This window comes from Chryseobacterium sp. StRB126 (genome assembly GCF_000829375.1).
Lineage (GTDB): Bacteria > Bacteroidota > Bacteroidia > Flavobacteriales > Weeksellaceae > Chryseobacterium.
On the sequence record NZ_AP014624.1, the window covers coordinates 3626191 to 3651547 of the forward strand.

Annotated in this window: 19 protein-coding genes, 1 tRNA gene and 1 pseudogene; 10 read left to right on the forward strand and 11 right to left on the reverse strand. The window is 35.5% G+C overall.

The genetic code is table 11. The features are described 5' to 3' along the window. Positions 1-40 precede the first annotated feature (40 nt). Positions 41-5950: an alpha-2-macroglobulin family protein gene (locus CHSO_RS16510; protein ID WP_045498305.1), complete on the reverse strand. Its 5910-nt coding sequence runs from the start codon at positions 5948-5950 to the stop codon at positions 41-43. A gap of 18 nt (positions 5951-5968) precedes the next feature. On the opposite strand from CHSO_RS16510, the gene CHSO_RS16515 reads away from it, so the two are divergent. The 9 genes from CHSO_RS16515 to CHSO_RS26010 all read left to right on the forward strand — a co-directional run bounded on the left by CHSO_RS16515 (position 5969) and on the right by CHSO_RS26010 (position 13239). Beyond that, positions 5969-6724, forward strand: coding sequence for a hypothetical protein (locus tag CHSO_RS16515; RefSeq protein ID WP_045498308.1), 756 nt, complete (start codon positions 5969-5971; stop codon positions 6722-6724). Positions 6725-6727: 3 nt separating this feature from the next. Continuing rightward, positions 6728-7807: a DNA replication/repair protein RecF gene (gene recF, locus CHSO_RS16520; RefSeq protein WP_045498311.1), complete on the forward strand. Its 1080-nt coding sequence runs from the start codon at positions 6728-6730 to the stop codon at positions 7805-7807. Between the two features lie 163 nt (positions 7808-7970). Continuing rightward, on the forward strand, positions 7971-8345 hold the full coding sequence (locus CHSO_RS16525) for a four helix bundle protein (RefSeq protein ID WP_045498314.1): 375 nt from the start codon (positions 7971-7973) through the stop codon (positions 8343-8345). A 118-nt stretch (positions 8346-8463) separates the two neighbouring features. Next, positions 8464-8757 carry a hypothetical protein gene (locus CHSO_RS16530; RefSeq protein ID WP_045498317.1) on the forward strand — a complete coding sequence of 98 codons (294 nt, stop codon included), beginning with the start codon at positions 8464-8466 and terminating at the stop codon, positions 8755-8757. A gap of 106 nt (positions 8758-8863) precedes the next feature. Continuing rightward, positions 8864-9445 carry a Crp/Fnr family transcriptional regulator gene (locus CHSO_RS16535; protein WP_045498320.1) on the forward strand — a complete coding sequence of 194 codons (582 nt, stop codon included), beginning with the start codon at positions 8864-8866 and terminating at the stop codon, positions 9443-9445. Between the two features lie 309 nt (positions 9446-9754). Further along, positions 9755-10591, forward strand: a complete 837-nt coding sequence (locus CHSO_RS16540) for an MBL fold metallo-hydrolase (protein WP_232509083.1) — start codon at positions 9755-9757, stop codon at positions 10589-10591. A gap of 10 nt (positions 10592-10601) precedes the next feature. Continuing rightward, entirely contained in the window at positions 10602-11063 is a 462-nt protein-coding gene (locus CHSO_RS16545; protein ID WP_232509084.1) for a nuclear transport factor 2 family protein, read from the forward strand. A gap of 1244 nt (positions 11064-12307) precedes the next feature. Further along, entirely contained in the window at positions 12308-12934 is a 627-nt protein-coding gene (locus CHSO_RS16550) for a DsbA family protein (protein WP_232509085.1), read from the forward strand. Between the two features lie 140 nt (positions 12935-13074). Next, positions 13075-13239: a bacteriocin-like protein gene (locus CHSO_RS26010; RefSeq protein ID WP_171817659.1), complete on the forward strand. Its 165-nt coding sequence runs from the start codon at positions 13075-13077 to the stop codon at positions 13237-13239. A 53-nt stretch (positions 13240-13292) separates the two neighbouring features. Here the strand turns inward: CHSO_RS26010 and CHSO_RS16555 are convergent, their stop codons facing one another. From CHSO_RS16555 to CHSO_RS16565, 3 genes are read right to left on the reverse strand one after another with little or no spacing between them, the layout of a single operon-like run. Continuing rightward, positions 13293-15323: a recombinase gene (locus tag CHSO_RS16555; RefSeq protein WP_045498323.1), complete on the reverse strand. Its 2031-nt coding sequence runs from the start codon at positions 15321-15323 to the stop codon at positions 13293-13295. A gap of 13 nt (positions 15324-15336) precedes the next feature. After that, entirely contained in the window at positions 15337-15981 is a 645-nt protein-coding gene (gene mtgA / locus CHSO_RS16560; protein ID WP_045498325.1) for a monofunctional biosynthetic peptidoglycan transglycosylase, read from the reverse strand. A 43-nt stretch (positions 15982-16024) separates the two neighbouring features. Next, entirely contained in the window at positions 16025-17071 is a 1047-nt protein-coding gene (locus tag CHSO_RS16565; RefSeq protein WP_045498339.1) for an ABC transporter substrate-binding protein, read from the reverse strand. 59 nt (positions 17072-17130) lie between these two features. Between CHSO_RS16565 and CHSO_RS16570 the strand changes: the two genes are divergently transcribed. Then, positions 17131-17204, forward strand: a tRNA-Arg gene (locus tag CHSO_RS16570). A gap of 119 nt (positions 17205-17323) precedes the next feature. Here CHSO_RS16570 and CHSO_RS26650 read toward each other — a convergent pair. The 7 genes and pseudogenes from CHSO_RS26650 to CHSO_RS16600 all read right to left on the reverse strand — a co-directional run bounded on the left by CHSO_RS26650 (position 17324) and on the right by CHSO_RS16600 (position 25357). Further along, positions 17324-17476 carry a transposase gene (locus tag CHSO_RS26650; RefSeq protein WP_232509086.1) on the reverse strand — a complete coding sequence of 51 codons (153 nt, stop codon included), beginning with the start codon at positions 17474-17476 and terminating at the stop codon, positions 17324-17326. A 248-nt stretch (positions 17477-17724) separates the two neighbouring features. Then, complete coding sequence (locus CHSO_RS16575) at positions 17725-17952, reverse strand: alpha/beta hydrolase (protein WP_045498342.1); 228 nt, start codon at positions 17950-17952, stop codon at positions 17725-17727. 57 nt (positions 17953-18009) lie between these two features. Then, positions 18010-18576 (reverse strand): DapH/DapD/GlmU-related protein, encoded by a 567-nt coding sequence (locus CHSO_RS16580; protein WP_045498345.1) that lies wholly within the window; start codon positions 18574-18576, stop codon positions 18010-18012. A 74-nt stretch (positions 18577-18650) separates the two neighbouring features. Beyond that, complete coding sequence (locus tag CHSO_RS16585; RefSeq protein WP_045498348.1) at positions 18651-19706, reverse strand: alpha/beta hydrolase; 1056 nt, start codon at positions 19704-19706, stop codon at positions 18651-18653. 90 nt (positions 19707-19796) lie between these two features. Beyond that, positions 19797-20676, reverse strand: a pseudogene (locus CHSO_RS16590) (helix-turn-helix domain-containing protein). Between the two features lie 640 nt (positions 20677-21316). Beyond that, positions 21317-21841, reverse strand: a complete 525-nt coding sequence (locus CHSO_RS16595) for a hypothetical protein (protein WP_052480622.1) — start codon at positions 21839-21841, stop codon at positions 21317-21319. Positions 21842-21850: 9 nt separating this feature from the next. Then, positions 21851-25357, reverse strand: a complete 3507-nt coding sequence (locus tag CHSO_RS16600; RefSeq protein WP_052480623.1) for a DUF6443 domain-containing protein — start codon at positions 25355-25357, stop codon at positions 21851-21853.

Below are 25357 nucleotides of genomic sequence, written 5' to 3' on the forward strand. Positions count from 1 at the left end.
ATTTGGTTTTAAATTTTACGTATTTCTTAATAGCCAAAAATCATTCCAAAATCTGAATTCCTGTTCCTTTTGTATGGGCATTCATCTGTGGAGCATAGTAATTCTGCATTGTAGTAATGCCGTTTGAGAACTTTCCGGACGCATTAGCAACGACATCATATTCAAACACATATTTACCTTTTGGCATATATTGAATATAGAAATTAGTGGACGCATCTTTAGAAGATTGATAATATCCCAAATTATTTTTCCACTGGTATCCTGACAACGCATCAAGAGGTTCAAATCCTGCTGCACGCATATCTTTAATATGAATAAATTCCATTGCTCTGTCTGTGTTCAGGATCATTCTTACCGTTACTTTATCTCCTACTTTCAATGGTGTTTCCGGTGAAATTTTCTGAAGTTCTTCTCCGTTTACTGTCTTCACTTTTTTGTACAGTTCTTTGGTTACGGAAATATAATTTTCGGATGATTTAATTTTATCCAGATCTTCATAATACTGCCAGAATAATCCTCCCTGAACAATTCCAGGCCCAGGTTTGGTAATTGTAACCGTTCCAAGGTTTTTATCTATAGCATCCGTTTTCACGGTTGATTTTACATATCCTGTTGCCTGAGTCTGAGGAACAATTTCTTTTCCACCCCAAACGATAGTTGCTTTATCACTTTCAGCACCTGTCCACGATTTTCCTGAATTTAAGATAGTAAAGATTACTTCAGCCGTTCCTCTTGAGCTTCCCCATGAGTTCACTTCTTTCTGGGTTACCAGCCAGATCTTCGCATCTTCTATAAAGTTTGTGTCATTTGCTTTTAATGTATTGAAAGCCTCTAATGCCCCAGCATGATTTACTACTTTAGAGCTGAACCAACCCCAATCGTTTAAGTTCTGCTTCCAATATACTCCTTGAGTTTTAGTATCTGTTGAAGTTTCTTTAAGGTAAGTCATCAATTTATCAGATACGTCTTTCACTCCATAATCATTCATCAATAAAGCTGCACGGTGAAGTCCGAAGAAGGTAAAGTCGGTAATTTTTGCTGTTTTTGCTTTTTGTTTTACCAACGTTTTCAAGGCAGCTCCTTTTCCTTTTAAAGGATATTGTTTTTCCCAGTAGTTTCTGGTATCCAAATAATCAAGAACCCAATTGCTCCAGACATTTTCTTTCTTAGTATCTGCATATTTGCTGATCTCGTTATCTACATACTGGATCAATTTTGATACTAAAGCATTCTGCCCTGCACTCTGATATTCTTTTGCATTATCTTTTAGCCATAGATTAATCTTTCCAAGGTTTTTAAGAATGTATAATGAAGTACTATAAGAGCTTGGATATCCTGCATACCATGAGAATCCACCATCAGGATTTTGAAGTTTGCTGAAATCATCCCAATTCTGATTAATTGAATTTCTCATCGTGTTCACATCAAACAGAAGAGCCAGTTTTTGCATCTGTTCAGCCTCATTTTTACTTTCCAGCACCCATGGAGTCTCATCCAATAGCAGCTGTTTAAGTTCCTGATTTTTTTCAAGATTTGAATTTAATAATCCTTTGCCCTGATACTCATCAAACACTGTTTTCATTTTAGGATTAGCTTTGAAGATTTCAGAAGCCAATACATCCGCAAACCATTTGTTGAAAATAACATCTGCTGAATTATTCTGGTCATTTTTCAGACTTGGAAGGGCAAACATAATTTCCCAGATCGGGTTGGTGGTTAATTCCAGTGTATTGGAAACATTTGATGCGGTTGTAGAAGTGTTATTTTTAAGGTTATCCAATACAAAAGTCTTTGTTTCACCTTCTTTCACAAAAACAGGTGCTGCATCAGTCACCAACATTCTGTTTGGTAATACGGCCACTGCCTGTTGTTCTCCGTCAGAATAAGCTCCTGCTTTCGCTACTACTTTTAAAATGATAGAGGATACATTGTTTGGAACTTTTAGTTTCCAGGTTAATGCCCCGTTTCCGTTTTCATTTAAGTCAAAATTCTGTGTTCCTGAAGTGATTCCGAATTTTGAAGAAATGTTTTCATTGGTGAAGGCATCTAAAATCTGTAATTCTGCAGAACCATTCATTTTTTTATTGGTAAGGTTGGAAAGTTTTGACTGTAAATTCAATTCATCGCCTTCTCTTAAGAATCTCGGATAGTTTGGCGTTACTGAGAATTCTTTCTGGGTTACCACTTCTTTCTCCAAGGTAGCTGCTCTTGCATCTTTTGTATGAGCCAGGAACATCAATTTCCATTTTGTTAATGCTTCCGGAGAAGTGAATTCAAAGTTAACATTTCCTTCTGCATCGGTTTTCAGATCCGGATAGAAGAATGCCGTTTCATTTAGGTTTTGACGTACAGGAACTTTTTCCAGTGATTCTTTGAATTCTGCCTGATCTGCTTCTGCTGCATCTGCAACCTGAACACCTGCCACTTTACCAGCTATAGCCGATTCTTTTTGTCCATATCCTTTCATTACCACTTCTTCAGCCATTACTGAATTTCTAGCAATAGGAGCTGTCGGCATTGCACCTGGCGCACCTTTCCGACGTAATTTAGGAGATATTCCTCCATTTCCTCCCAGGCTATAAAACAAGCTACCATCAAACCAATTAAAGTTCGGAACTGCTACGTAATTTCCATTGAAATATTTCAATCGTTTCTGATAGCTTTTCTGCAACAGATATTCTCTCACATCATAAGAAGTAATAATGTTGAATGGGGTGTATAATTTATCCCAGCCATAGGTATTCACAGCAAACTGGTCTAAAGACATGTCATACATATTGGCCAATACTTCCGCATTCACCTTTTCTTTATCGTTTCCGGTAACTTTTACCGTCCATTTTTCTTTTGAATTTGGCTCTAACTTATCTCTGAAAGTAACCGTTTCAATTTTTAAAGGCTTCTCGGTATCCTTGATCTTCAGTGCAACTGTTTCTGTCTGTACATCATTAAATGCAACCAACTGGAACTGAAGATTCAGTTCAGAAACACTTCTATCTTTTGGAATATCAGCCGTGTATTCAAGAATGCCCTTTTTCAGCTGATGCGTTTCTGTAATCGTTTTACCGGATCCATCCTGAACAAAGACATTCACTAATGCATCAGGAATTGCTGAGTACACAAATACTTTTGCTGTTTCACCTCTTACTGTTTCATTCTTTGGTGCAATCACCGTTAAGAAGGTTTTCTGAATCGGTTTCAGAGGGTTTTTATCCCAAACACTGAAATATTGAGCCGATTTGATCGTGTCTTTTCCTTCAATATTGAACAGCTCCAATTGATAATCTCCTGCCTCCAGTTTTCCTAAATCCAAATCAGAAGACTGAGTATCGGAAGATGATTGCTGTTGTCTTTCTATAACTACTTTTTCAGTTTTCCAGTTTTTGATTTCATCATTCTTATCAAACAAATCGTGTGGGAACTTGCTGATAAATTCTGTTTTTGAATAAGTTGGAAGATTCTGAACTTCAGCTTTGAAATTATCTCTGAAAATTCTATCCGGAGCAGCCAGTTTTAACAGCTTAACCTGATAGGCTTTTTTAAGAACCTGTTCGTTATAATTTTTGGTTTCTACCTTTAATTTTACATTTTCATCACTGAATATATTTTTGATTTCATCAGCTTTGATGTAATGAGAAACTGAAGCTACCTTCAGATCTGTATTCGCTGATTGAGTTTCTCCATTGATATCAGTAACGGAAGCATTGATCTGATAGTTATCAATCTGAATTCCCTCTAATTTTTCATCTTTCTTAAGATCTAAACGAATGACAAACTCTCCTTTTTCATTGGTTTTAGCTTCTCCCAAAATTGAATTTTCATTATCATTTCCTCTCGGATACCACCAGAAATATCTCCAACGGATATTTTGCTTTTTAATCTCGTAATTTACTGTTGTATTGCTTAAAGCTACTCCGGAGAACATCATGGCTTTCCCTTTCAGTTCTATGGTCTGACCGTATTTGTATTCATCTTTTATGGGTTCAAAAGTAACTTCAAACTTTGGTCTTTTGTATTCTTCTACTCTAATGTCTTTGTATCCCTGGCCATCTCCGTCCGTATTCAGGAAAAATGTACCGTTCAGTTTTCCTTTTGGCAACATAAAACTACCATGATAGGAACCAAATTCATTGGTGGTAAAACTTTGGGAAGAAACTTCCTGATTATTGGCATCCATCAGGGTAATTTTCTGCTTCAATCCTGAAGTTACAGATTCCGTCTCATTATTTAAACGGGTATTCACTACTTTGAAATATACCATTTGTCCAGGTCTGTAGATCGCTCTGTCTGTAAAGATCTGAGCTTTGGAACGGGCTTCTTTGTTAGGGTTATAGTCTTCACGTCCATTATTTCCATATACTTGCATGATCTGAAAATCATTGGTTTTAGGCTGCTGAATCAGATATGTTCTGTAGTATTCTTTATTAGTCGTAGCAGGGAATTTAAAAACTCCTTTCTCATTGGTTTTCCCTTCAATTTTATTGATTGAATTGTTATTGACAAATTCATAAAAACTGATGTTTTCATTGGCTACCGGTTTTCCATTTTCACTGTTAACCAACTTCAGATCGTCTGCCAATGAATTCCTGGAAGATCTGGACTGATAAATAATCTTGTTTCCTGAAACCAGAAAATAGAAATTCTTTTCCGGATTGTTCTCCTTTGTATCTGCCCCTGCCACTGAATATTCTGCAACATATACTCCTGAAGGAAGCGGCTTAATTTCCAGTGAAGTTTTATGAAGCTGATAATCCTTCGGATCTGAAAGCTGATAAGATTCTTTTCTCACCAGATTCTTTTTTACTTTACTGAAATAGTTATCAGCATAAGGATTCTGCACATATTTTATCAGGGATAAAAAGTCTTCTTTTACCTCATAAATATTGATTGAAAACTCTGAAACATTCTTAGACTCCGCAATCAAATGAATTGGCAGGTTATTCTGGGTCTGCTTTTCATATTTGATGCTCAATACCGGATTGATAATCTGGTTTTCCTTGTTTTTAATATTTTCGATGAAAGGAGATTTCGGATACTCACTTTTGGCCTGAGCCGCTACAGCAATAGCCTCTTTTGCTTTATTTTTCATCACCAGCTCATCCATGATATCTTCCATGATGACCACTTTATAATCTCCCTGCACATCAGATTTAGCTAACTTCTGAAGTTGCTCAAGCTTATCTTTGCATTGATTGAAATTACAGTTATCCACCAGCTTTTCCTTCATGAAGTACAGCTTTGGATTACCATTATTCTGTGCAATCAATTCATCAAAAATAGGATTGATAGATTTTCTGTTCTCTGTGAGTTCATTTTTTGTAAAAATATTATTCTCCGATAAAAAAGCAATCTTTTTAAGAGAGGACCAATCATACAGACTTGGGAAATAAGCGATATCTTTTGTGTCTGAAAACAGGTCTTTATATTTTTCCAAAGAAACTTTCTTCAGTTCCTGTTTCTGAAGATCCAGTTCCTGATAGGTTTTCGTTAAATAATTTTTGAAATCAAGTTTTGTCCAGGTCTCAATCTGTGCAGGATTCTGCGTATTGATATTGGTTCTTCCATTGATCTTCCAGTAATTTTGATTAAAATAATCCTGGAAAAAACCATTCAACAGGACTTTATATACCAATTTCTCTTCTCCTTTCAGCTTTCCTTCTGCCTCCTGAAGTTTTTTAAAGAATTTTGAGGCGGCATCATTTTGATCGTCATCCACGGTTTGGTTTACAATACTGAACTCTGCTTTCAGAGACCGGATCAGCTGAATGGTGTTATTTTCTTTCATAGCTTGGTTTTCTAGGTCTAAAATAATGGGTAGATTAGATTTATAAGCTCCTTTCTGACTGTTTTCCGCTATTTTCTTCCACTGGTCGTCATAATATTTCTGTGCGAAAACCGGTGAAAAGCCCAATGATAGCAACGAAAGCATAAATATCTTGGAAAATCTTTTCATATATATTAATTTTGATAAATGAACATTATAAAAATACTGAAAAAAACCATCATAGACAGCCAAATTTATGTCTCCTTAATGGGAACTCTTTTTGCAGTATTTTTCATGAAAGAGCAAAACACATTCCGTTTCCCTACTATTCTGTTGATTTTCATCACGTATTTCAGTGGGTATATTTACACTAAGTATCAATACACTCAATATTTTTTCAGAATATTGGTTCTAAATGCTGTTGCCGGTGTTGTCTGCGCATTTTTAATCATCCATAATCACAATGAGGTAAGATTACTGAAATGGTTTATTATTGTTGTTTTGGGGCTGCTGTACAACAGTTTTTTTCTGGATGTGTATATCCGGAAAATCCCTTTGCTGAAAGTATTTTATGTAGGATTGGTATGGGCATTGGTCAACTGCTGGCTCACACTTCCTGAATTCAGTCTGCCTATTTTCCTGATCAGCTTCTTTTATATTACGGCTTTGGTGCTTCCGTTTGACATCCGGGATATGAATAGTGATACGGTAAAGACTTTCCCTATGCTGATTGGGGTTCAGAATACAAAATATATTGCATATGGGTTGGTCTTCATCAGCAGCCTTATTGGAGTTTTTTATCTGAAACCACTATACGCTGTCGCATTTTTTCTGTCCAGTATTATCACCTATATTTTTATTTATTTCTCTGAAAATAAAAGAGATGACACTTATTTTTCATTCGGAGTAGAAACTTGTTCGGCACTTCCTTTTTTATTTTTACTAATAATGGAGTATTTTTGACGAATGATTATCAAGAAGCTTTCCCTATATAATTTCAAAAACCATTCTGAGAAAAAATTCGAATTTTCCCCGCAGATCAATTGTTTTGTGGGCAATAATGGTGCAGGCAAGACCAATATCCTGGATGCACTGCATTATTTATCAGTAGGTAAAAGCTTTTTGGGAAATACAGATCTGAACAACATTAAAAAAGAAGAAGATTTCTTCACCATTGATGCAGAGATACAGAATGAAGACGGCGAAGACAATATCAGAATTACCCAGCCTAAAGAAGCCAAGAAGGTGATTAAAAAAAATGATAAAAGCTACGACAGGCTTGCAGATCATATCGGATATCTTCCAAGTGTAATGATTTCGCCTTACGATTCAAACCTTATTTCAGATTCCGGGGAAAGCCGAAGAAAGTTTCTGGATGCTATGATCTCTCAAACGGATTCTGAATATCTTTTTGATTTGATCCAATACCAGAAAACCATACAACAGAGAAATGCTTTACTGAAATATTTTGCTAAAAACAGAACCTGGGATAAAGATTCTCTGGAAATTTATGATGACCCAATTACCAGATTCGGAACCAAAATTTTCAATAAAAGAAAGGTCTTTGTAGAGCAATTAAATCCTATTGTTCAAAATTTCTATCAAATTATTTCGGGTGGAAAAGAAACGGTTTCCGTTATCTATGAATCTCACCTGTTGGAAAATACTTTTGCAGAACTTTTAAAAGAAAGTATTGAAAAAGACCGTATGCTAACTTATACTTCAAAAGGAATTCATAAGGATGATCTTCTTTTTGAAATGGATCATATTCTGATCAAAAAAACAGGTTCCCAGGGACAGCAGAAGTCTTTCCTGATCTCTTTAAAACTAGCTCAGATGAGTCTTGTTAAAGAGCTCACCAAAAAGACTCCTATCCTTTTATTGGATGATATTTTTGATAAGCTTGATGATACGAGGGTGGCCCAATTGATTGAGTTGGTTAACCGTGAAAGTTTCGGACAGATTTTTATTACTGATACGCATAGAGAAAGAACTGAAAGTGTAGTAAAGAAAATTAATGAGGAAAGTGTCATTTTTGATATCTAACCGGGATGCGGGTTTCGGGGTGCGAGTTATGGAGCACTAATATAGATAGTATTTCTTGCAAGATATGAAATGGAATTATGGTGTATAGAAATTATAGATTAGGAATATAATTTATAAATAGTTTATTTTTCTTTATCTTTCTTTTCATAAACACACAAATAATATGATTTACAGAAATTTAGATATTTACAAAGTGGCTTTTGAGTCGTTTTTAAAAACACATAAAGCATCCTTTCTTCTTCCCAAATACGAATTATTTGAACTAGGAAGTCAATTGAGAAGATCTTCTGATTCAATAATTACTAATATTGTTGAAGGGTATGGCAGATCAATCTATAAAAATGATTACATTCGCTTTCTCGTATACTGCCACGCCAGTAATGACGAAACAATTAATCATCTCGAAAAGCTCATCATCCTATATCCGGATATTTCTAATGAATTTGAAACCTTAAGAAATAAATACAATATACTAGGTGGAAAAATCAATGTATATAAAAAATGGGTAAAAGAAAACTGGAATGAAAATAAACAATAGAGGATTAAAATATTTCTTATAAAGTTACTCTATATCGTATCTTCCATCCCATAAACGCAAATCCCGAACCACGTAACACGCATCACTTAACACGTATCTCGAACCACGCAACCCGACTATGAAAAAGAAAAAACGCGAATACCAGTCCTCTGAACTTGTAAAATCTTTTGCAAGAATTTATGGTTTTGAAGACAAGCTTGTTGCTTTTGATATTAAAGACTTTCTTGAAGATTATCTTGACCAGAGCCTTTTCAATGAAATCAGAAGCGTAAATATTGAAAAGAAATGCATCATCATTAAAATAGATTCTCCCCTGCTTAAAAATGATTTTAAAATGCGTAAAACTTTCTATCTGAAGAAGTTTCAGGATAAGTTTGGCGAGGATAAGTTTGATGATCTGCAGATATTATAATGTACTCCTGAATCGGGGATCTGATTAGAAAAGACAGTATAGAACAGATCTCTATCAATTTTATTTTAATATTTTTGTATCATTCTGTTCACCAAACACATTCCTAATGATCGAAGCCCTTCATCTCAATATTTCTCGTCATATTTCAAGCTCGCAAACGGATATTACGGAGTTCTGTAATTTATTCACTTCAAAAACCATCAAAAAAAAGGAGTTTTTACTACGGGAAGGTGAAGTATGCAGGTTTGAAGCTTTCATTACCAAAGGGCTTTTCAAGGTATATCATATAGATGCGAAAGGAACAGAACAGATTCTCTATTTTGGAATGGAAGACTGGTGGCTTACAGATATTGACAGTTTTGCCAATCAAAGCCCTTCACAGCTTTTCATTGAAGCCATTGAAGACAGTGAGGTACTCATTATTTCAAAAAAGGACAAAGATTTTGCGTATGAAAACTTCCCTTTTGTAGAGAAGCTTTTCCGAATTATGACCCAAAAGACTCACAGTGCTTTGCAGCGCAGAATGATTGATAACCTCAGTAAAACTGCTGACCAGCGTTATCTGGATTTCATTGAAAAATACCCATCCCTTAATCAAAGACTTACGAATTTGCAGGTGGCCGCTTATCTTGGGATCAGTCATGAGTTTTTAAGTAAAATCAGGAGAAAAACAACTAAAGGAAAGTAATAATACTTCTGTTTTTCATGTTTTTTCAAAGACAACTCAATATAAATAGGAACTTCCTACCTCTTTCTTCAGGCTTCTAACCTATTACCCTGCTCCACAACTCAAACTCCACTATTTTCATTTATTGAACTTGTTCAATACTTAAGCCAATAAGTATTGAGAACTTTGCCTTATCAATCAGAAAGATATTTATTGAACTTGTTCAATGTGGACCAGAATCAACGGCCGTAATTTTGTATCCATACAATGAACAGAACAATGAAATCATTATTAAAAACAACAGTATTAACATTCATAACATTATTTAATATGTCACAAGCACAAAATTTCAAAACATTAGAAGCAGGAAAATTTACACTAGATGTTTATAACGCTTCAGAAAATAGTTTCGGTGTAGCTTCTGTTATTGTTTCCGGACAAATGGATGCCATTTTGGTAGATGCTCAGTTTACTTTAGCAGATGCGGAAAACGTAGCTCAAAAAATTAAAGATTCCGGGAAAAATTTAAAAGCTATCTATGTCTCCCATAATGATCCTGATTTTTATTTCGGACTGGAAGTTTTCAAAAAACATTTTCCGGGAGTTACCGCTTATGCAACGCCTAAAGTGGTAGAAGAAATTGCCAGAACAGCACAGAAGAAACTTGATGTTTGGGGTGGCCAATTAGGATCAGCAGTAACCAGCAATGTTGTATTGCCACAGGTATTAAAAGGAAATAGCATTGAATTGGAAGGTGAAAAGCTGGAAGTGATAGGTTTAGAGGAATTCCCTGCAAGAACATTTGTATATATTCCTTCCGCAAAAGCAGTGGTAGGTGGTATCAATGTATTCGGAAACACCTTCAACCTTTGGATGGCTGATGCACAAACAGATGAATCCCGCGCTCAATGGATTAAAGTATTGGATAAAATGGCATCCCTACACCCTTCCATTGTGATTCCTGCTCACGGAAAATCAACTGATGCTGCAGATCTAACCTCTGTGAAACATACTAAAGACTATATTCAGTTTTACGAAGAAGCTTTGAAAACCAATACAACATCGGAAGCTTTGGTAAAGGCTATTAAAGCTCAATATCCAAATCTGACTTTTGAGACAGCCCTTCAGCTTGGAGCGAAGGTGAATACCGGAGAAATGAAGTGGTAATCTGAACCGTATGAAATCAATCTTTTACAGTCTGATGGCCGTTCTTCTGCTGTCAGGCTGTTCAATAAAAAACAACACAACAATGACCAATTTAGAAATTGTAAAAAGTACATACGAAGGAAAAACATCTGAGGAAAACGGAAAAGCATTAGCAAGCCACGTTGCAGAGGATGTTCAATGGACCGAAGCCAAAGGGTTTCCTTATGCAGGAACTTATGTTGGCCTGGAAGAAATTACCAAAAACGTTTTCAGCCGTTTGGGAAGTGAATGGGTTGATTATAAGTTCACCCCGGAAAATTATATTGCCGATGGAGATAAAGTAGTTGCTTTTGGAACGTATACCGGAACCTATAAAATAACTATGAAGCCATTCTCTGCCCGCGTTGCCCATATCTGGCACTTGAAAGACGGTAAAATTATACAATTTGAACAATTCGTAGACAGCAAAACAGTAGTGGATGCTATGAAGTAAAATCTTAAGATTTTTAACGCTGAGATCGCAAGGTATTTTTAATTAAGCTTGAAAAAATCGTTCGCAAAGGCATTTCATTTAGCGAAGATATTCTCAGCTCCATTGCTGAGTGAAACGCCTTTGCGATCTTAAAAACATAAGAATCTAAAAAAAGCTTTGTGAACATTGCGTTATAACAATATGACTTAAGACGGTAAAATTGTGAAATTTGAACAATTCGTAGACGGCAAAACAGTAGTGGATGCGATGAAATAGAATTAAAAGATTTTTAACGCTGAGATCGCAAGGTATTTTTAATTAAGCTTGAAAAAATCGTTCGCAAAGGCATTTCATTTAGCGAAGATATTCTCAGCTCCATTGCTGAGTGAAACGGCTTTGCGATCTTAAAAACATAAGAATCTAAAAAAAGCTTTGCAAACATTGCGTTATAACAATATGACTTAAGACGGTAAAATTGTGAAATTTGAACAATTCGTAGACGGCAAAACAGTAGTGGATGCGATGAAATAGAATTAAAAGAATTTTAACGCCAGGATCGCAAGAGTTTTTTAATCAAAGTTGAAAAAATCGTTCGCAAAGGCATTTCATTTAGCAAAGATATTCTCAGCTCCATTGCTGAGTGAAACGCCTTTGCGATCTTAAAAACATAAGAATCTAAAAAAAGCTTTGCGAACATTGCGTTATAACAATATGACTTAAGACGGTAAAATTGTGAAATTTGAACAATTCGTAGACAGTAAAACAGTAGTGGATGCTATGAAGTAAAATCTTAAGGTTTTTAACGCTGAGATCGCAAGGTATTTTTAATTAAGCTTGAAAAAATCGTTCGCAAAGGCATTTCATTTAGCGAAGATATTCTCAGCTCCATTGCTGAGTGAAACGCCTTTGCGATCTTAAAAACATAAGAATCTAAAAAAAGCTTTGCGAACATTGCGTTATAACAATATGACTTAAGACGGTAAAATTGTGAAATTTGAACAATTCGTAGACAGTAAAACAGTAGTGGATGCTATGAAGTAAAATCTTAAGGTTTTTAACGCTGAGATCGCAAGGTATTTTTAATTAAGCTTGAAAAAATCGTTCGCAAAGGCATTTCATTTCGCAAAGGCATTCACTGTTCCATCGCTGAATGAAACGCCTTTGCGATCTTAAAAACATAAGAATCTAAAAAAGCTTTGCGAACATTGCGTTATAATAATATCCATCATTTAAACTTAGTTATATCAACTTCTGAAAACAAAAAAATGAAAATTATATATATTATGGATCCCCTTTGCGGATGGTGCTATGGGAATTCTGACAACATGTTAAAACTATACAACCAATACAAAAACGATTTAGATTTTGAACTCCTTTCCGGTGGGATGTGGACTGGCTCCAATGTTCGAAAACAATCACCACAAATGGTTAATTTCTTTCTTAAGCATGATGGCACTGTAGCAGAACGTACAGGAATAACATTCGGTGAGGGCTATTTTGAGTTGCTGAAACAGGAAATTGTATTGGATAGTGAAATTCCATCCAGAGCAATGGTTTCAGTGAAAAAAATTGCTCCTGAACAAGCTGTCCCTTTCATGGTTGCCGTTCAGAAAGCAAGATATTATTGGGGAAAAGACCTCAATCTGGATGCTACTTACCTTAAAATTTGTGAAAGTTTAGGCATTTATTCACAACAATTTTTAAAGGCTTTTCATTCTGAAGAAATGAAACAGGCTACTCTACACAATTTTAATGAAGCAGCACAATATGCCCAGTCTTTTCCAACGATGTTGGTTGAAAAAGAAGGGAAATATACCATTATTGAGCAAGGTTATGCCTCTTTTTCTGAATTGGAAAACCGTATTGAGCTCCTAAAAAATAAAGTTGTTTGACCTGAAAATTTCCGGTCAGGTTTTTATTCCAAATACGTATAGAAAAAGATAAGCTTAATGACTTTCAGATAGTATAAAAAAATAGAATATTTCAAGGATAATTGATATATTTAACACTTTATAAATAAAATCAAATTACCATGAAAAAAGTACTTACACAAAAGAAAGTATCAAGAGAAAATTTAAAAAAAATTCAAGGAGCGGGACAAATGGTATGTTGTGCTTTATCCTGTGCAGATCTTACAACATGCGCTTTTTGGGAGCAATTACCAGCAGAATGCCCAGATTTACCTTACTGTATATAATCAAAGTACATAGTATAGAAAATGCTACCATTTTGGCAGCATTTTTATTTTTATCAATGTTCATCTGATTTATTAGAAATCGTACTGCTCATCAGATCATCAGCTTTTTTATCCAATCCTGAGCTTAGTGGCAGGAAGAATTTCAGTGGATGCTTTATAAAATATCTGAAAATTTCTTTATAGATTTCACTTACCTGTCCGAAGTTCATCTTTCTTGACCTGAATGCCAGGAACATGGATAAGCTGAAACTTACCAGGAAGTTGAAGAACCCAATTAAGAAAACCGTTACAAAGGAGATCCAGAATGTATAGGAATCTACAGAAAAATCTTTTCCATAAAGGCCTAATGCAAAGTTTCCGGCAGCAAAGGTAATGTGTCTAATATCAAGATCAAGCCCGAAGAACATCCCTACAGGTGCCGTTGCACCAAGGAAAACCCCGAACCAGAAATTCGATACGATTCCCGGCCAGTTTTTAGCATAATATTTTGACAGTCCTTTTGCGAATTTCTTTCCAAAAAAACTTCTGATAGAGAGGTTTTTGGCAATTCTTTCCGGAATCTGATAGAATACGGAGTTGTTTCCGATATTTCCAGAGATAATTCCTGAAATGAAAAGATAGAAACCAGCAATACTGGCATGAAGAATTGCTTTGGATTTGAAAGGGTCAAGGTCTTTCAGCAGTTTATCTGATCTGTCTACAGCAAGATTTTGCGAGAAAAATACATCCAGTCCATAAATAATGGCAAGTGCTACCGGGAATGCCAATAAAACGTTTCCTACGAAGGCAATAAACTGGCTTCGGAAAAGTTTGGAGACAAGGTGAGCAAATTCCGTATTATTTCTTTTACTGTTTCCTTCTTCAGACAATACTTTAGTCATTGTAGCAGCAGTCATTGCCGGCTGTTTTGTGGCCAATGTGAACCCCATCAGATAGATCATTACAAATCCCATCGCATAGTTCATGGAATATAGAAACGCGTGTGAAAAGTCACTTCCGGGAATATATCCGTACAACATTTTCAGGACGCAGAGTGCTCCTACGATAATTCCACCACCACTCGCTTTGTAGAACATGGTCATATATTCCTTTCTGGTGGAAGTAATATAATGAGTTCCCGCTTCTGCAGTGTGATTGGTGATAAGGTGAGAAATTAGCCTTGTACTGTCGTTAATAAGATCAGCAATATTATTTTTGTGCGATTTATAGCTCAGAATATTAAAGATCAACTGTTTCGACCTTACCAGAATATCTTCTTCACTATCAATAATCAGCAGCTGTACAATTTCATAAATTCTTTCGGTCTGTTGACGGATCTTCAGCAATGATTGGTTAATTTTCCCTGAAATTCCATATTTAGCTGAATTTTTAAAGGCTATATTCACGAATTCCAGACACTGCTCAGAATAAATTTTAATCTGCTTATATCTACTGTCTTTAGAATGCAATTGTAGCTCAGGATCCTTAATAAGATCATCTGCCAATGCTTCCAATTCGTTCTGAAGAGCCAAAAATGGATTGGAAAGATTCCTGTACTGAGGCGCCATTCTTACTACTTCCACTTCCATCGCCATTCCTGTTACCCTCCATGAAAGGATATTCATTGAGAAAATAAGTTCCTTCTTTACATTTGGCTTAATGATAAAATCTGCAGCTCCAATGAGTGCCAGGAACTCATTAACCTCATTTTCCGGAAGATTGTGAAGATATTTTAAGTCTGTATTAGGTCTTAGACTTACATTATCAATCATGTACCACACTGTTTTTTCATTTTCAACAGGTGGCAGCACCTTATTCAGGATTCTTTTTTTAAGTTCCGGAAAAAAGGCATTTTCAGAAAGAATATTGGCTTCAGTGAGTGACAGGTTGAAGGGTCTTCCTTTAAAAATATTATGGATGTAATACTTGAAGTTTTCCGCAAAATTGGGATTGCTTCTGAGAAAGTTAAGCACATCTGTAAAGTCTGCCCTTTTTACACTCTCTAACAACTCTGCAAAGGGTTCCAAAGAAAGGGTTTCGTTCTTAAAAGAAAAGTATTTTTTAAGAACTGACTCAAAATTTGTGCTGGAATTAAAGAATTTCATTAGTACAAAGATACTATTTCAAACTCACATTCCTCATCTGTCTCATGATCCAATTGTGTTTCTTTCTTAAATAAGGGGATGGATTTTTTGGATCATACTTCTTTGGATTCGGCAGTACAGCAGCAATCCAGGCTGCATCTGATGTACTCAGGTCCTTAGATGATTTACCGAAATAATATTGTGCTGCTGCTTCTACCCCAAATACTCCCTGCCCCATCTCAATGGAATTCAGGTATCTTTCAAGGATAATGTCCTTGCTCCATGTTTTTTCAATAATAAAAGTATAGACTGCTTCCAACCCTTTTCTTACCCAGCTTCTGCCCTGCCAAAGAAAGACATTTTTTGCAGTTTGCTGAGAAATAGTACTTCCGCCTCTTATTTTTTTGCCTTTTTCATTATACTTCATTGCTTTTTCGATGGCTGTATAATCGAAGCCGTTATGGTCAAAGAATTTCTGGTCTTCTGAGGCAATGACTGCTTTTTTTACATTATCCCCCATTTCATCATAGGAGATATAGTCTCGGTGTAATTTGCCATACTCAAAAAGGCCTCCTATCTGAGTAAGGGTAATGGGTGGATTAAAAAATCTTCCCCAAATGATAAAAACTACGTTCAGAACAAGAACGATGAAAATAAACTGTTTAATTCTTTTCCACATAACTTTATAAAAAGGAAAGGCAAAAATAAGCAAATACTCCGATTTACTGCAATTCTTTCATATAAGTAAGCTGATAATCCGGTAAAAGTTCAGGATGGAAGATTTTAATATAATCTTTAAGAATTAAATCTGCTCTTACTCCTCCACTTTCAAAGAAGTCGTTAGCCATTTGCCTTTCTTTTCCACCTATTGTATATAGCTTTCCTTTGTTGAATACATCCAGCTTTCCGTAGAAATTATTCATCTTCAACATTTCTTTTCTTGAAGTATGGTTCCCTGCATTTACCCAGTACTGAACACCATTGGTCTTCGCAAATACTTCTTCAAAGCTCATCGTTAAAGCTTTTTCGTCCTTATTATCTTTCATGATATAAGTAGCATTGGCATCAGCAATATAATGAGCTACGGAAGTGTTTCCACCCGGAATATACCAAATATCCCCATACATTTCATTGGCCAGCACAACAGGTTTATCTTTTGCTCTTAATGCTAGTTGCTTCAGTTCATTATAGTTTTTCTCCACTTCCTGATATTTGGCTTCTGCTTCTTTTTCCTTTCCGAAAAACTCTCCAAATAGCTTTATATAAGCTGCTTTTTGCAATGGCTGCTGCTCCATGTATTCATCCAGGAATATAATCTGGATCCCATTGTTCTTCAATAACTGATAAGCATTGTCAAAACTTGCTATATAATTGGTAAAAATAGCATCTGGTTTCATGGAAATGATTTTCTCCACATTATACTTCTGATCGCTTCCTACATTCTGAATTTTTCCTTCTTTAATCAGATCCTGAATCTTTTCTGAATAAATATACTCCGGACTTGATACTCCAATGATTAAATTTTCGGCTCCAAGCTCTGAAATATACCCCGCCATACTAGCATTAAGTAGGATAATTTTCTTGAAAGGTGTTTGATTTTGCTTAAAATTATAGGTGAAATTTCCCGATTTCAGTTCGAAGCTTCCATCCTGTTCCTTGTATTGAGTGCGATTTGAAATCTTTGTCCAATCTGAGGACGAAATTTTTTGTTCTCTTTTACAAGCAATTAGCGAAAATACCGTGAATAAAAGTAAAATTTTCTGTTTCATGTTTCAAAGAACGGAAAAAAGTGGTATATTTGCAACCGTTAAACAACAACATAACACAAGGCCTCGTGGCGCAACTGAATAGCGCATCTGATTACGGCTCAGAAGGTTACAGGTTTGAATCCTGTCGAGGTCACAAGACCGACATTTGAAGATTTCACTCTTCGATGTCGGTTTTTTTTATTTCCTAATCCATTGTTATACTGGTAGATACACTGAGCAACAATATTCAGGATCAGTCTCAAAAGTTGGGGACTACGCAAAAAGTTTAGCTAATCTGAAGAGAAAAAACGATTTGTCCCTTACACCTCGCAGTCGTAATCTGAAGTTTTTTATTTTGGCATTGAATGATTCAGCTGAAGCGCTAGTACTTCTTTGATTAAAATAATTGAGAATAATGATTTGCAATTGTTTTAATCAGCAATGAGAGTGATTTGAACCCTAATTCTTCTACATTTTTGAACGAATGCGCTAATTTGAGCATGGCTCCCAATTTGTCAATGTTTTGATTATAAACTCTCCTCAAACCATCCAATAAATTACAGGTCTTTTCTAAATCTGGATATTTCGAGAATAAAATCTCTGCTCTCTACTTTTGGGATAGCGTCCAATTTTCTTTAGTTTTTTATTTTTCTCCCCAAGTTTTACGCTTGATCCTAATCTTCTCCATCTCCATTATTTATGATACTTCGATTAATATCAACTCCGGGATATTGTGAAATAAAATCTGCCATTCCATGAATGTCTTCTGTTCTATACACAGGTTTATCGGTGTGACGCGGTTCTCCCCCACTTGCTCCCTGATAAGATGCATCTGTAGCAATTGTAATATAGCCAGCTTCTGCTAAACGTTGTGCGTAAGGACCAGACTTTGTTCTAAGCAATCAAATGTTGATTGGATTATTTTCTTCTTAAACTCCGATTGCTGTTTTTTACATATTTTATGATTCAATTGTTTTTATAGTTTTTGAAGGAATCCCTCCCACCACAGCATTATCTGGAACATCTTTGGACACCACCGCCCCGGCTGCAACAACAGCATTTTCGCCAATTGTAACTCCCGGAAGAATGGTTGCATTGGCTCCAATCCACGCATTTTTTTTGATAAGAATAGATTTTCCTATCAACCCTTTTCTATATTGAGGTTCTAAAGGATGATTTTCAGTTATCAAACTTACTTTCGGACCGATTAAAACGTCGTCTTCAATCGTAATTCCGCCTAATGTCAAAAAAGTACAATCAAAGTTAATGAATACATTTTTACCGATATTGAGATTCTTTCCGTAGTTGATATAAATGGGTGTAAACACAACTACATTCTCAAGTCTTTCACCCACAATCTCACTTAATATTTTTAAAAATTCATCTGGTTCTGTCGAATTATTTAACTGAATCAATTGCTTCTTAACCTGATAAGAAGCTTCTAATAATTTGTGAATTTCCGGGTCGTCGGGCATTATTGTCACACCATTTTTTAGTCTTGTGAAAATATCTTCGTTAAAGCTCATTTTTAAATATTTAGAGAAAAAAAGACGCTAAATCCGCCATTTCAATAAGCGGATTCAGCTATTGCAATGTTCAATTATTTCAAATTCGTTCTGAAGAAATTATCCAGTTTTTCAAAAGGAATCACATCCACTTTGTCATATAAATCGACGTGAACCGCATTTGGAATAATTATCAATTCTTTCGGTTCTGCAGCCACTTTGTAAATGTCTTCGCTCATATATTTGGAATGTGCATTTTCCCCAGCAATCAGAAGCATAGGTCTTGGCGAAATTTCTTTGATATAACTCAACATCACCGAATTGGCAAAAGACATCGGATTGGTTTTCGTCCAGCCTTTATTGGAGTTTAAAGAACGTTTATGATATCCTCTGGACGTTTTGTAATAATCAAAATAATCCTTTACAAACTGAGGTTCATCACCGTTTAATTTTTCAGGTAAATGGGTTGTCGGATATTCAGGCTTTCCGTTTTCAGCATCAACCCAACGTTGCAGACTCATTGTTTCAAAAGCTTTCGTGCGTTCTTCGGGAGTCATTTTATCATAATATCCTTTGGCGCTAACTCTTGAAATATCATAAGCACTTGTTGTCGCTACTGCTTTCACTCGTTTGTCGGCAATGGTGGCATTCAACGCAAAAGTTGCAAAGCCACAGATTCCGATAATTCCGATTTTGTTTCGGTCTACATTGTTCTGAAGTCCAAGAAAATCAAGTGCCGCACTGAAATCTTCGGTATTAATGTCTGGGGAAGCAATATCTCTCGGCTCACCTCCACTTTCGCCGGTATAAGAAGGGTCAAAAGCAATAACAGCAAAACCTCTTTCCGCCATTTGGTTGGCATATAAACCGGAAGACTGTTCTTTTACCGCACCAAACGGTCCGCTGATTGCCAAAGCTGCAAATTTTTCGTTCCCTGCATTTTTGGGAAGGTATAAATCTCCGGAAAGCGTTATTCCGTAACGGTTTTTGAAGGTAACGGATTTTCGGGTTACTTTATTGCTTAGTTTAAATGTATAATGTTCGTTTTGTTCTGCTGCATTCATTGTCTTTTGATTTGATTTTTTATTCTGCGCAAATGCCTGTCCGATGAAAAGAAATGACAAAGCCATCACTGTTGTTGCTATTTTCATATCTGAATTTTGAATTAAAAATTATTTGCACAAAATTAGAAACAGCGAAATGCTAACAGTTAATGATAATCAAACCAAAAAATAAGAATTTCAAACTTCGGTCAAACGAAATGCTTTTGGATTGGTTCCGGTTTGTTTTTTAAAGAAATTATTAAAATACGTCGGATAATCAAATCCGAGTGCAAAAGCAATTTCTGAGATATTCCAGTCAGTGTGTTGCAGCAATGCTTTTGCTTCTGTGAGAATACGTTCTGTAATATGAACCGTTGTAGATTTTCCGGTAACTTCTTTTACGGCACGATTGAGATAATTGACGTGAACATTCAAGTTTTTTGCAAAATCCTGTGCTGATTTCAGTTGCAGAGATTGGTCTGTAGTTTCAATAGGAAATTGTCTTTCCAACATTTCCAGAAAAACGGAGGATAATCTTGATGCCGCATTCTTATTTTGGTCAAAATTTTCTACAGGTTCCAGCTTCAAAGATTCGTGAATGATAAGACTTATGTAGTTGCGTATCAGCTCATCCTTATAAACATAATCGCTTTCCTGTTCTGCAATCATCTTTTGGAAAATAGTATTAAGAAATTGTCTTTGTTCTTCAGTAATTTTCAGAACGGGAGTTCCGCCGATTTTAAAGAAAGAAGACTGCTGTAAACTTTCGGAGCGTTCAGAATTCTTAAAAAATTCCTCAGAAAAAAGAATGGTATAGCCTTTATAAGTAGTTGAAATTGTCTCCCAGGAATACGGAATATGTGGGTTTCCGAAAAAAAAGTACCGTTCCTTCCTGCTCGAAACTTTTATCGGAATAATGAATCTTACTTTTCCCGGTTGTAAGGCAAATTTTATAGAATTCTTTTCTGCTATACACAAGGGTTTCGTTTCCGTCCTGCTCAATCTGAAACGCACGAAAACCTTTTAGTTTTAACTCAGTATTAAATCCTGAAACAACTCTTTTTACCTTTTCTTTCATTTTTCAAAGTTAAGAAAATCAAAACCATAAGTATAAGCACTAAAAATGTAGGTTACTATAACTTTATTATTCTTAAGAATGTCAATCTCCATTTTTTAAAATACTTAAATTACATTGAAAGTCGTTTAAAGTGTATGAAAATTACCCAATAAAAATGAGTTTTATAATTCTTGTTTAATTTGGCTTAATCGAACCAAATCATCTATAAAAGTGTTTGAAGATAATCCCGTCTTGATCACACACAAAGCCAAATGGCACCAACTAAAGACAGTTGGTGCCATTTTTTTTAATAAATTTCCGGATCTTACCATACCAAAATTATATGATCTAAACCCCTATTGAAAATACCTGACTAGCATACTCATAATGTTAGCAACTCCAATTGTTTACTTACTACGTTCTTGAAACCTTAGGTCACAAGTAATGATTCAGTAATCAGGTTCTAACAAAAAAATACTTTCAGATTCCATTTAACATTTAAATTCTATACATAAAAATCCGAGAAGCTACTATCTTCTCGGATTTATTTATCGACATTGTTAATCTTGTTCTAGATACGGGTATTCCGCTCACGCTAGGATAGAAAAGTAATTTAATAAGATCCTATATGAAGGGATTCTTATTGCAGCAGGTTTATTCATTATCTTTTTTTTTTATCTTCTCCATAGATTTTTTTTAGTTTTTCAATTTGCTGAGCTTTCTGTAAAGAATCTATTCTTTTTTCTTTTGCAATAAATTCTGGAGTATAGCGAATAGAAAACTTTTTTTGGGAATAATGGATAGATGCAAAAAAATTAATAATTATAAATAAAACTATTGACCAAACAATTATGCCGCCTATTAGATTCTTTCTTTTAGGCAGATTGTCAAATTCCAAATTATATTTTTTCCAAACATTATTATTATGATCAAGTGTTATATAATTGAATATTATTATAATAACACCTACAATATACAATGATAAATCTGAAATGGATTTTGGATTTATATTATTGATTATATAATAATAATTTTGGATAGAAAATGCAATCCAGAATTCAAGAACTATCATTACCAAGCCCGCTCTAAACCCGTTCAAAAAATTTCTAAATGGAAATGATGTCCATATCATTGCCTTATACATTTTATAGAAAAAGTAATAATATGCTCTTTTTATTTTGTTCATAGAATTTGTTTATTGTTTCATTGCTCCTGGCCAAATTTGCCAATATGGATTAAAACTATTTTCCTGATTCAATCGGGATTGATCATTAAATGCTCCCGGATGTTCTGCATTACCTGTCCAACCTCCCGGATAAAAAGCGTCTACACCAAAATACAATATGGATGGAACAGCTCCTACAGCGGTTAACCCATAAAGTCCCACTCCTGAATTGAAATAAAATTTACCTTCAGAAATTTCTCCTTTTTGGAGTGCTCTATAATCTAACACAATACCAATTCCAACGCTTACTTTTCCAGCAATTCCTCCCCATTTTGCTAAAGAAGAAGTTGGAAAAGATGCTTTTGTAGGTGCCATGCTTCCAAATTGGCTCAGATTTCTTCCTGTTAATTGATAATTGGCAGTTATGCCTCTTCTGATTCCCTGTCCATACATTCTTTCAGCATTCAAACCTCCTTTTATTACTGATAAAGCAGCTGCTGCTCCAAAAAACCAATTTCCCCTACTCCCCCAGGTATACGTATCCTGGAAACTAGGCATATTCCTTGTGCGCAACCATGCAAGCGGATCTTCCCCTGGTGCATTTGTAATGTTATATACAGGTCCCACGCTGTTGGATCCTCCGCTATAATCGCCATAGCCATAGCCTCCCCAAGGATAATAATAAAAGCCGGCAGGCAAATAACCTCCGCCAGGATTATTACCTACTACCACCTCTTCGATAAGGCGTGGATTATTGGCACCGCCCGGAGAATTAGGAGGAATTGAACAATCCGGAGGACAGTTTGCACTTTCTCCAAACAGCCCTGTGGGATCTTTAATAGCTATAGGATTATTAAAAGCATATCCATAAGCATCTAATGACAGAGAACTTAAAGGATCATGCTGTACGAATCTTCCCAGATCAGGCATATAAGAACGGGCATTCATATCATACATTCCTGTTTCCTGCAATTCATTCTCCAGATAGCCGTATTTATAATTAGGATTACCTAATCCTATATTATTATATCCTTCATGCTTTAATCCAAAAGGATAATAGTTGTTTTCTTCAATGATCTCTGCTGCTCCACTGGTTCCTTTAAGGTAACTTACCCTTACATTTCCAAGGTGATCTGTATAGTTGTAAATATACTTACTTTTTGTAAAATCATAATATCCTTCACTTGTTGGTACAAATTGAAGCCCTGATGGTGTAATTGGAGTTAACAAACCTGCATAAGAAGAATATTGAAATCCATCAATATACTCTGTGGTAGTTATTGAGTTTAAAGTACCTGTATATGTTTTAGCAACCTTAGTACCATCTGCTCTATAAATATATTGAATAGTTCCCTGTTTTTTTGTTCCAGGATTTACACTTATGTTATTAGGAAGATTTAGGAAATTATAATTTATTGTATTTATTCCTTTATCTAAATGATTTTTCATATTCCCACTGTCATCATAAGTAATTGTATTTTCTCCAATGGGATAGCCTGCTCCATTACTAGAGGTATCTTTTACTTTTACAAGCCTGTTGCTGTTATTATCATAGGTATAGCTTAATCCATCAGCATACTCAGCAAATGTACTGTTTTGCGACTTTCTAAATCTGGATAGATACAATATGTTCCCATTGCTATCGTATTCAGCACTTTCGTTGAAGTAATAAACATTTGGATTTGTGGCATTAGGTTCTATGTAAAGTCCGCCTGATAGTCGGTTAACTCCATCATAGCTATAATCGTATCTTCTCAATATGCCATCACTTTGAGTGGCCCAGTCGATCTCTGCGATATTTCCGCTATAGATTGCATTATTGCTTTGAGGATTCGTGTATTTAAGTTCATATCCGAAAAGCTTATTATTTAAACTGTTAGGATCATTAATATGAGTTAAAGCCCCACGTGTATTGTACCGGTAAGCCAGTGACTGTATACCATTACCTACATTTTTATTCTGAAGCTGTCCCAACTCATTGTAAATATATTCAGCGAGAGTTTCTTCTGCTCCACCATTTATTTGATGAGTATGTTTTATTAATCTGTCTTGATGATCATAAGTGAAAGACTCACTGATTGTTACTTCCTGACTGTTTGCATCTTTTTTATGATGCGTCAAAATATTTGAAGGCACTCCGGAAAAGGTAAGCGTAGATTCTTTTTTGGTATAACCATTCAAATGGTTGATCGAATGGTCTGCTATTGCTCTTCCTTTCTCATCATAATATATGTAGTTTTTTGTCCAGCTATTGTTCTCTATATTTTTTACAAAGGAAGCCAAAAGATAAGATTGGGTAACCACTCCTGAACTGTTTGAAGGACTTCCCGGAGGATACGTATCATAATAGTTAACACTTAAAACCGTCATATTACTTTGTGGATAAGTATTCCCGTTAGTGTAATAAATCGTGGAACCTTCTAAATCAGTAAAGCCACTGCTACTCCTCGTTTCACCAGGATTTGTATTGATTGCAGCCTGTTGAGCCTGCCTGTCGCCTGAGCTATTGAGAAGCCCCGTATAAGCAATACGACCCAAAGCATCATATTTTGTAAAGAGCCATTTTCCCTGAGAACGGAGATTAATATCCTGCGACATGACTAATCTATCCATCTGATCATACACCATATATTTCCAGTCTACTCCTGGAGTTTTACTTTCTGTCAAACGGTTCCAGCCATCATATCTGTATTGGTAAATTAAGCCTGCAAGAATATCTGGGGTAACACCATTAGCTGCTGCAATCTTCTGGCTTGCTAAGGGAGGTATAACAAAAGCTAATTGATTATATTCGTTATAAACATAATAAGTACTAAGGTAAGAAAAACCTTGCTTTTTACGTGTCAATAAGGTTTGTCCCTGTTCATTTTTAAATTCTGTAACCTCATGTCCATCTTCATCGTTAATAACGGTTTTATATAACGCGCCTTCAGGATAATTTATGAGTTGAGAATTCAAAACAGACGAAATGACTCCGTTATTCAATGTTGAGGTGGTAGTAAATTTGTAGACTTCTGCGTCATTATTAGTATAATAATTATAAATAGACTGCTTACCAGACCAGTCAGTTCCTGGACCTGCATAAGACCGCAAACGATCTAAAGGAGAATTTTCTAAATTCTTTTTGCCATATATCAGTGCATCCACACTGCCGGAAGAGGTTTTATAATATCCTGAAGTGGAAGGTGGAACCTGGATATTACCATTTTGACTGCTCATTGGTACAGGAAGCCAATCTTCAGCCTGTCTTCCGAAATTATCATAAGGAATATGAGTAACCAGATCATTACCTGTGGGAGAAGCATGAATTGTTACATTTTGATTCGGTTTTCCTAATCCGTCAAAAAAAAGGATATTCTGAATCTGTTTCGCTTTAGGATTACTAACACTTGTTGGCTCCAGATAGTTACGAACATAGATGTAATTCTCATTAACTCCTGAAAGATCTGAATTTTGTCCATTATATATTGGAGGAACAGTCTGGGCGTAATGCAAAAGCCCAACCAATATCAGTATACTAGAATATGTTTTTTTCAT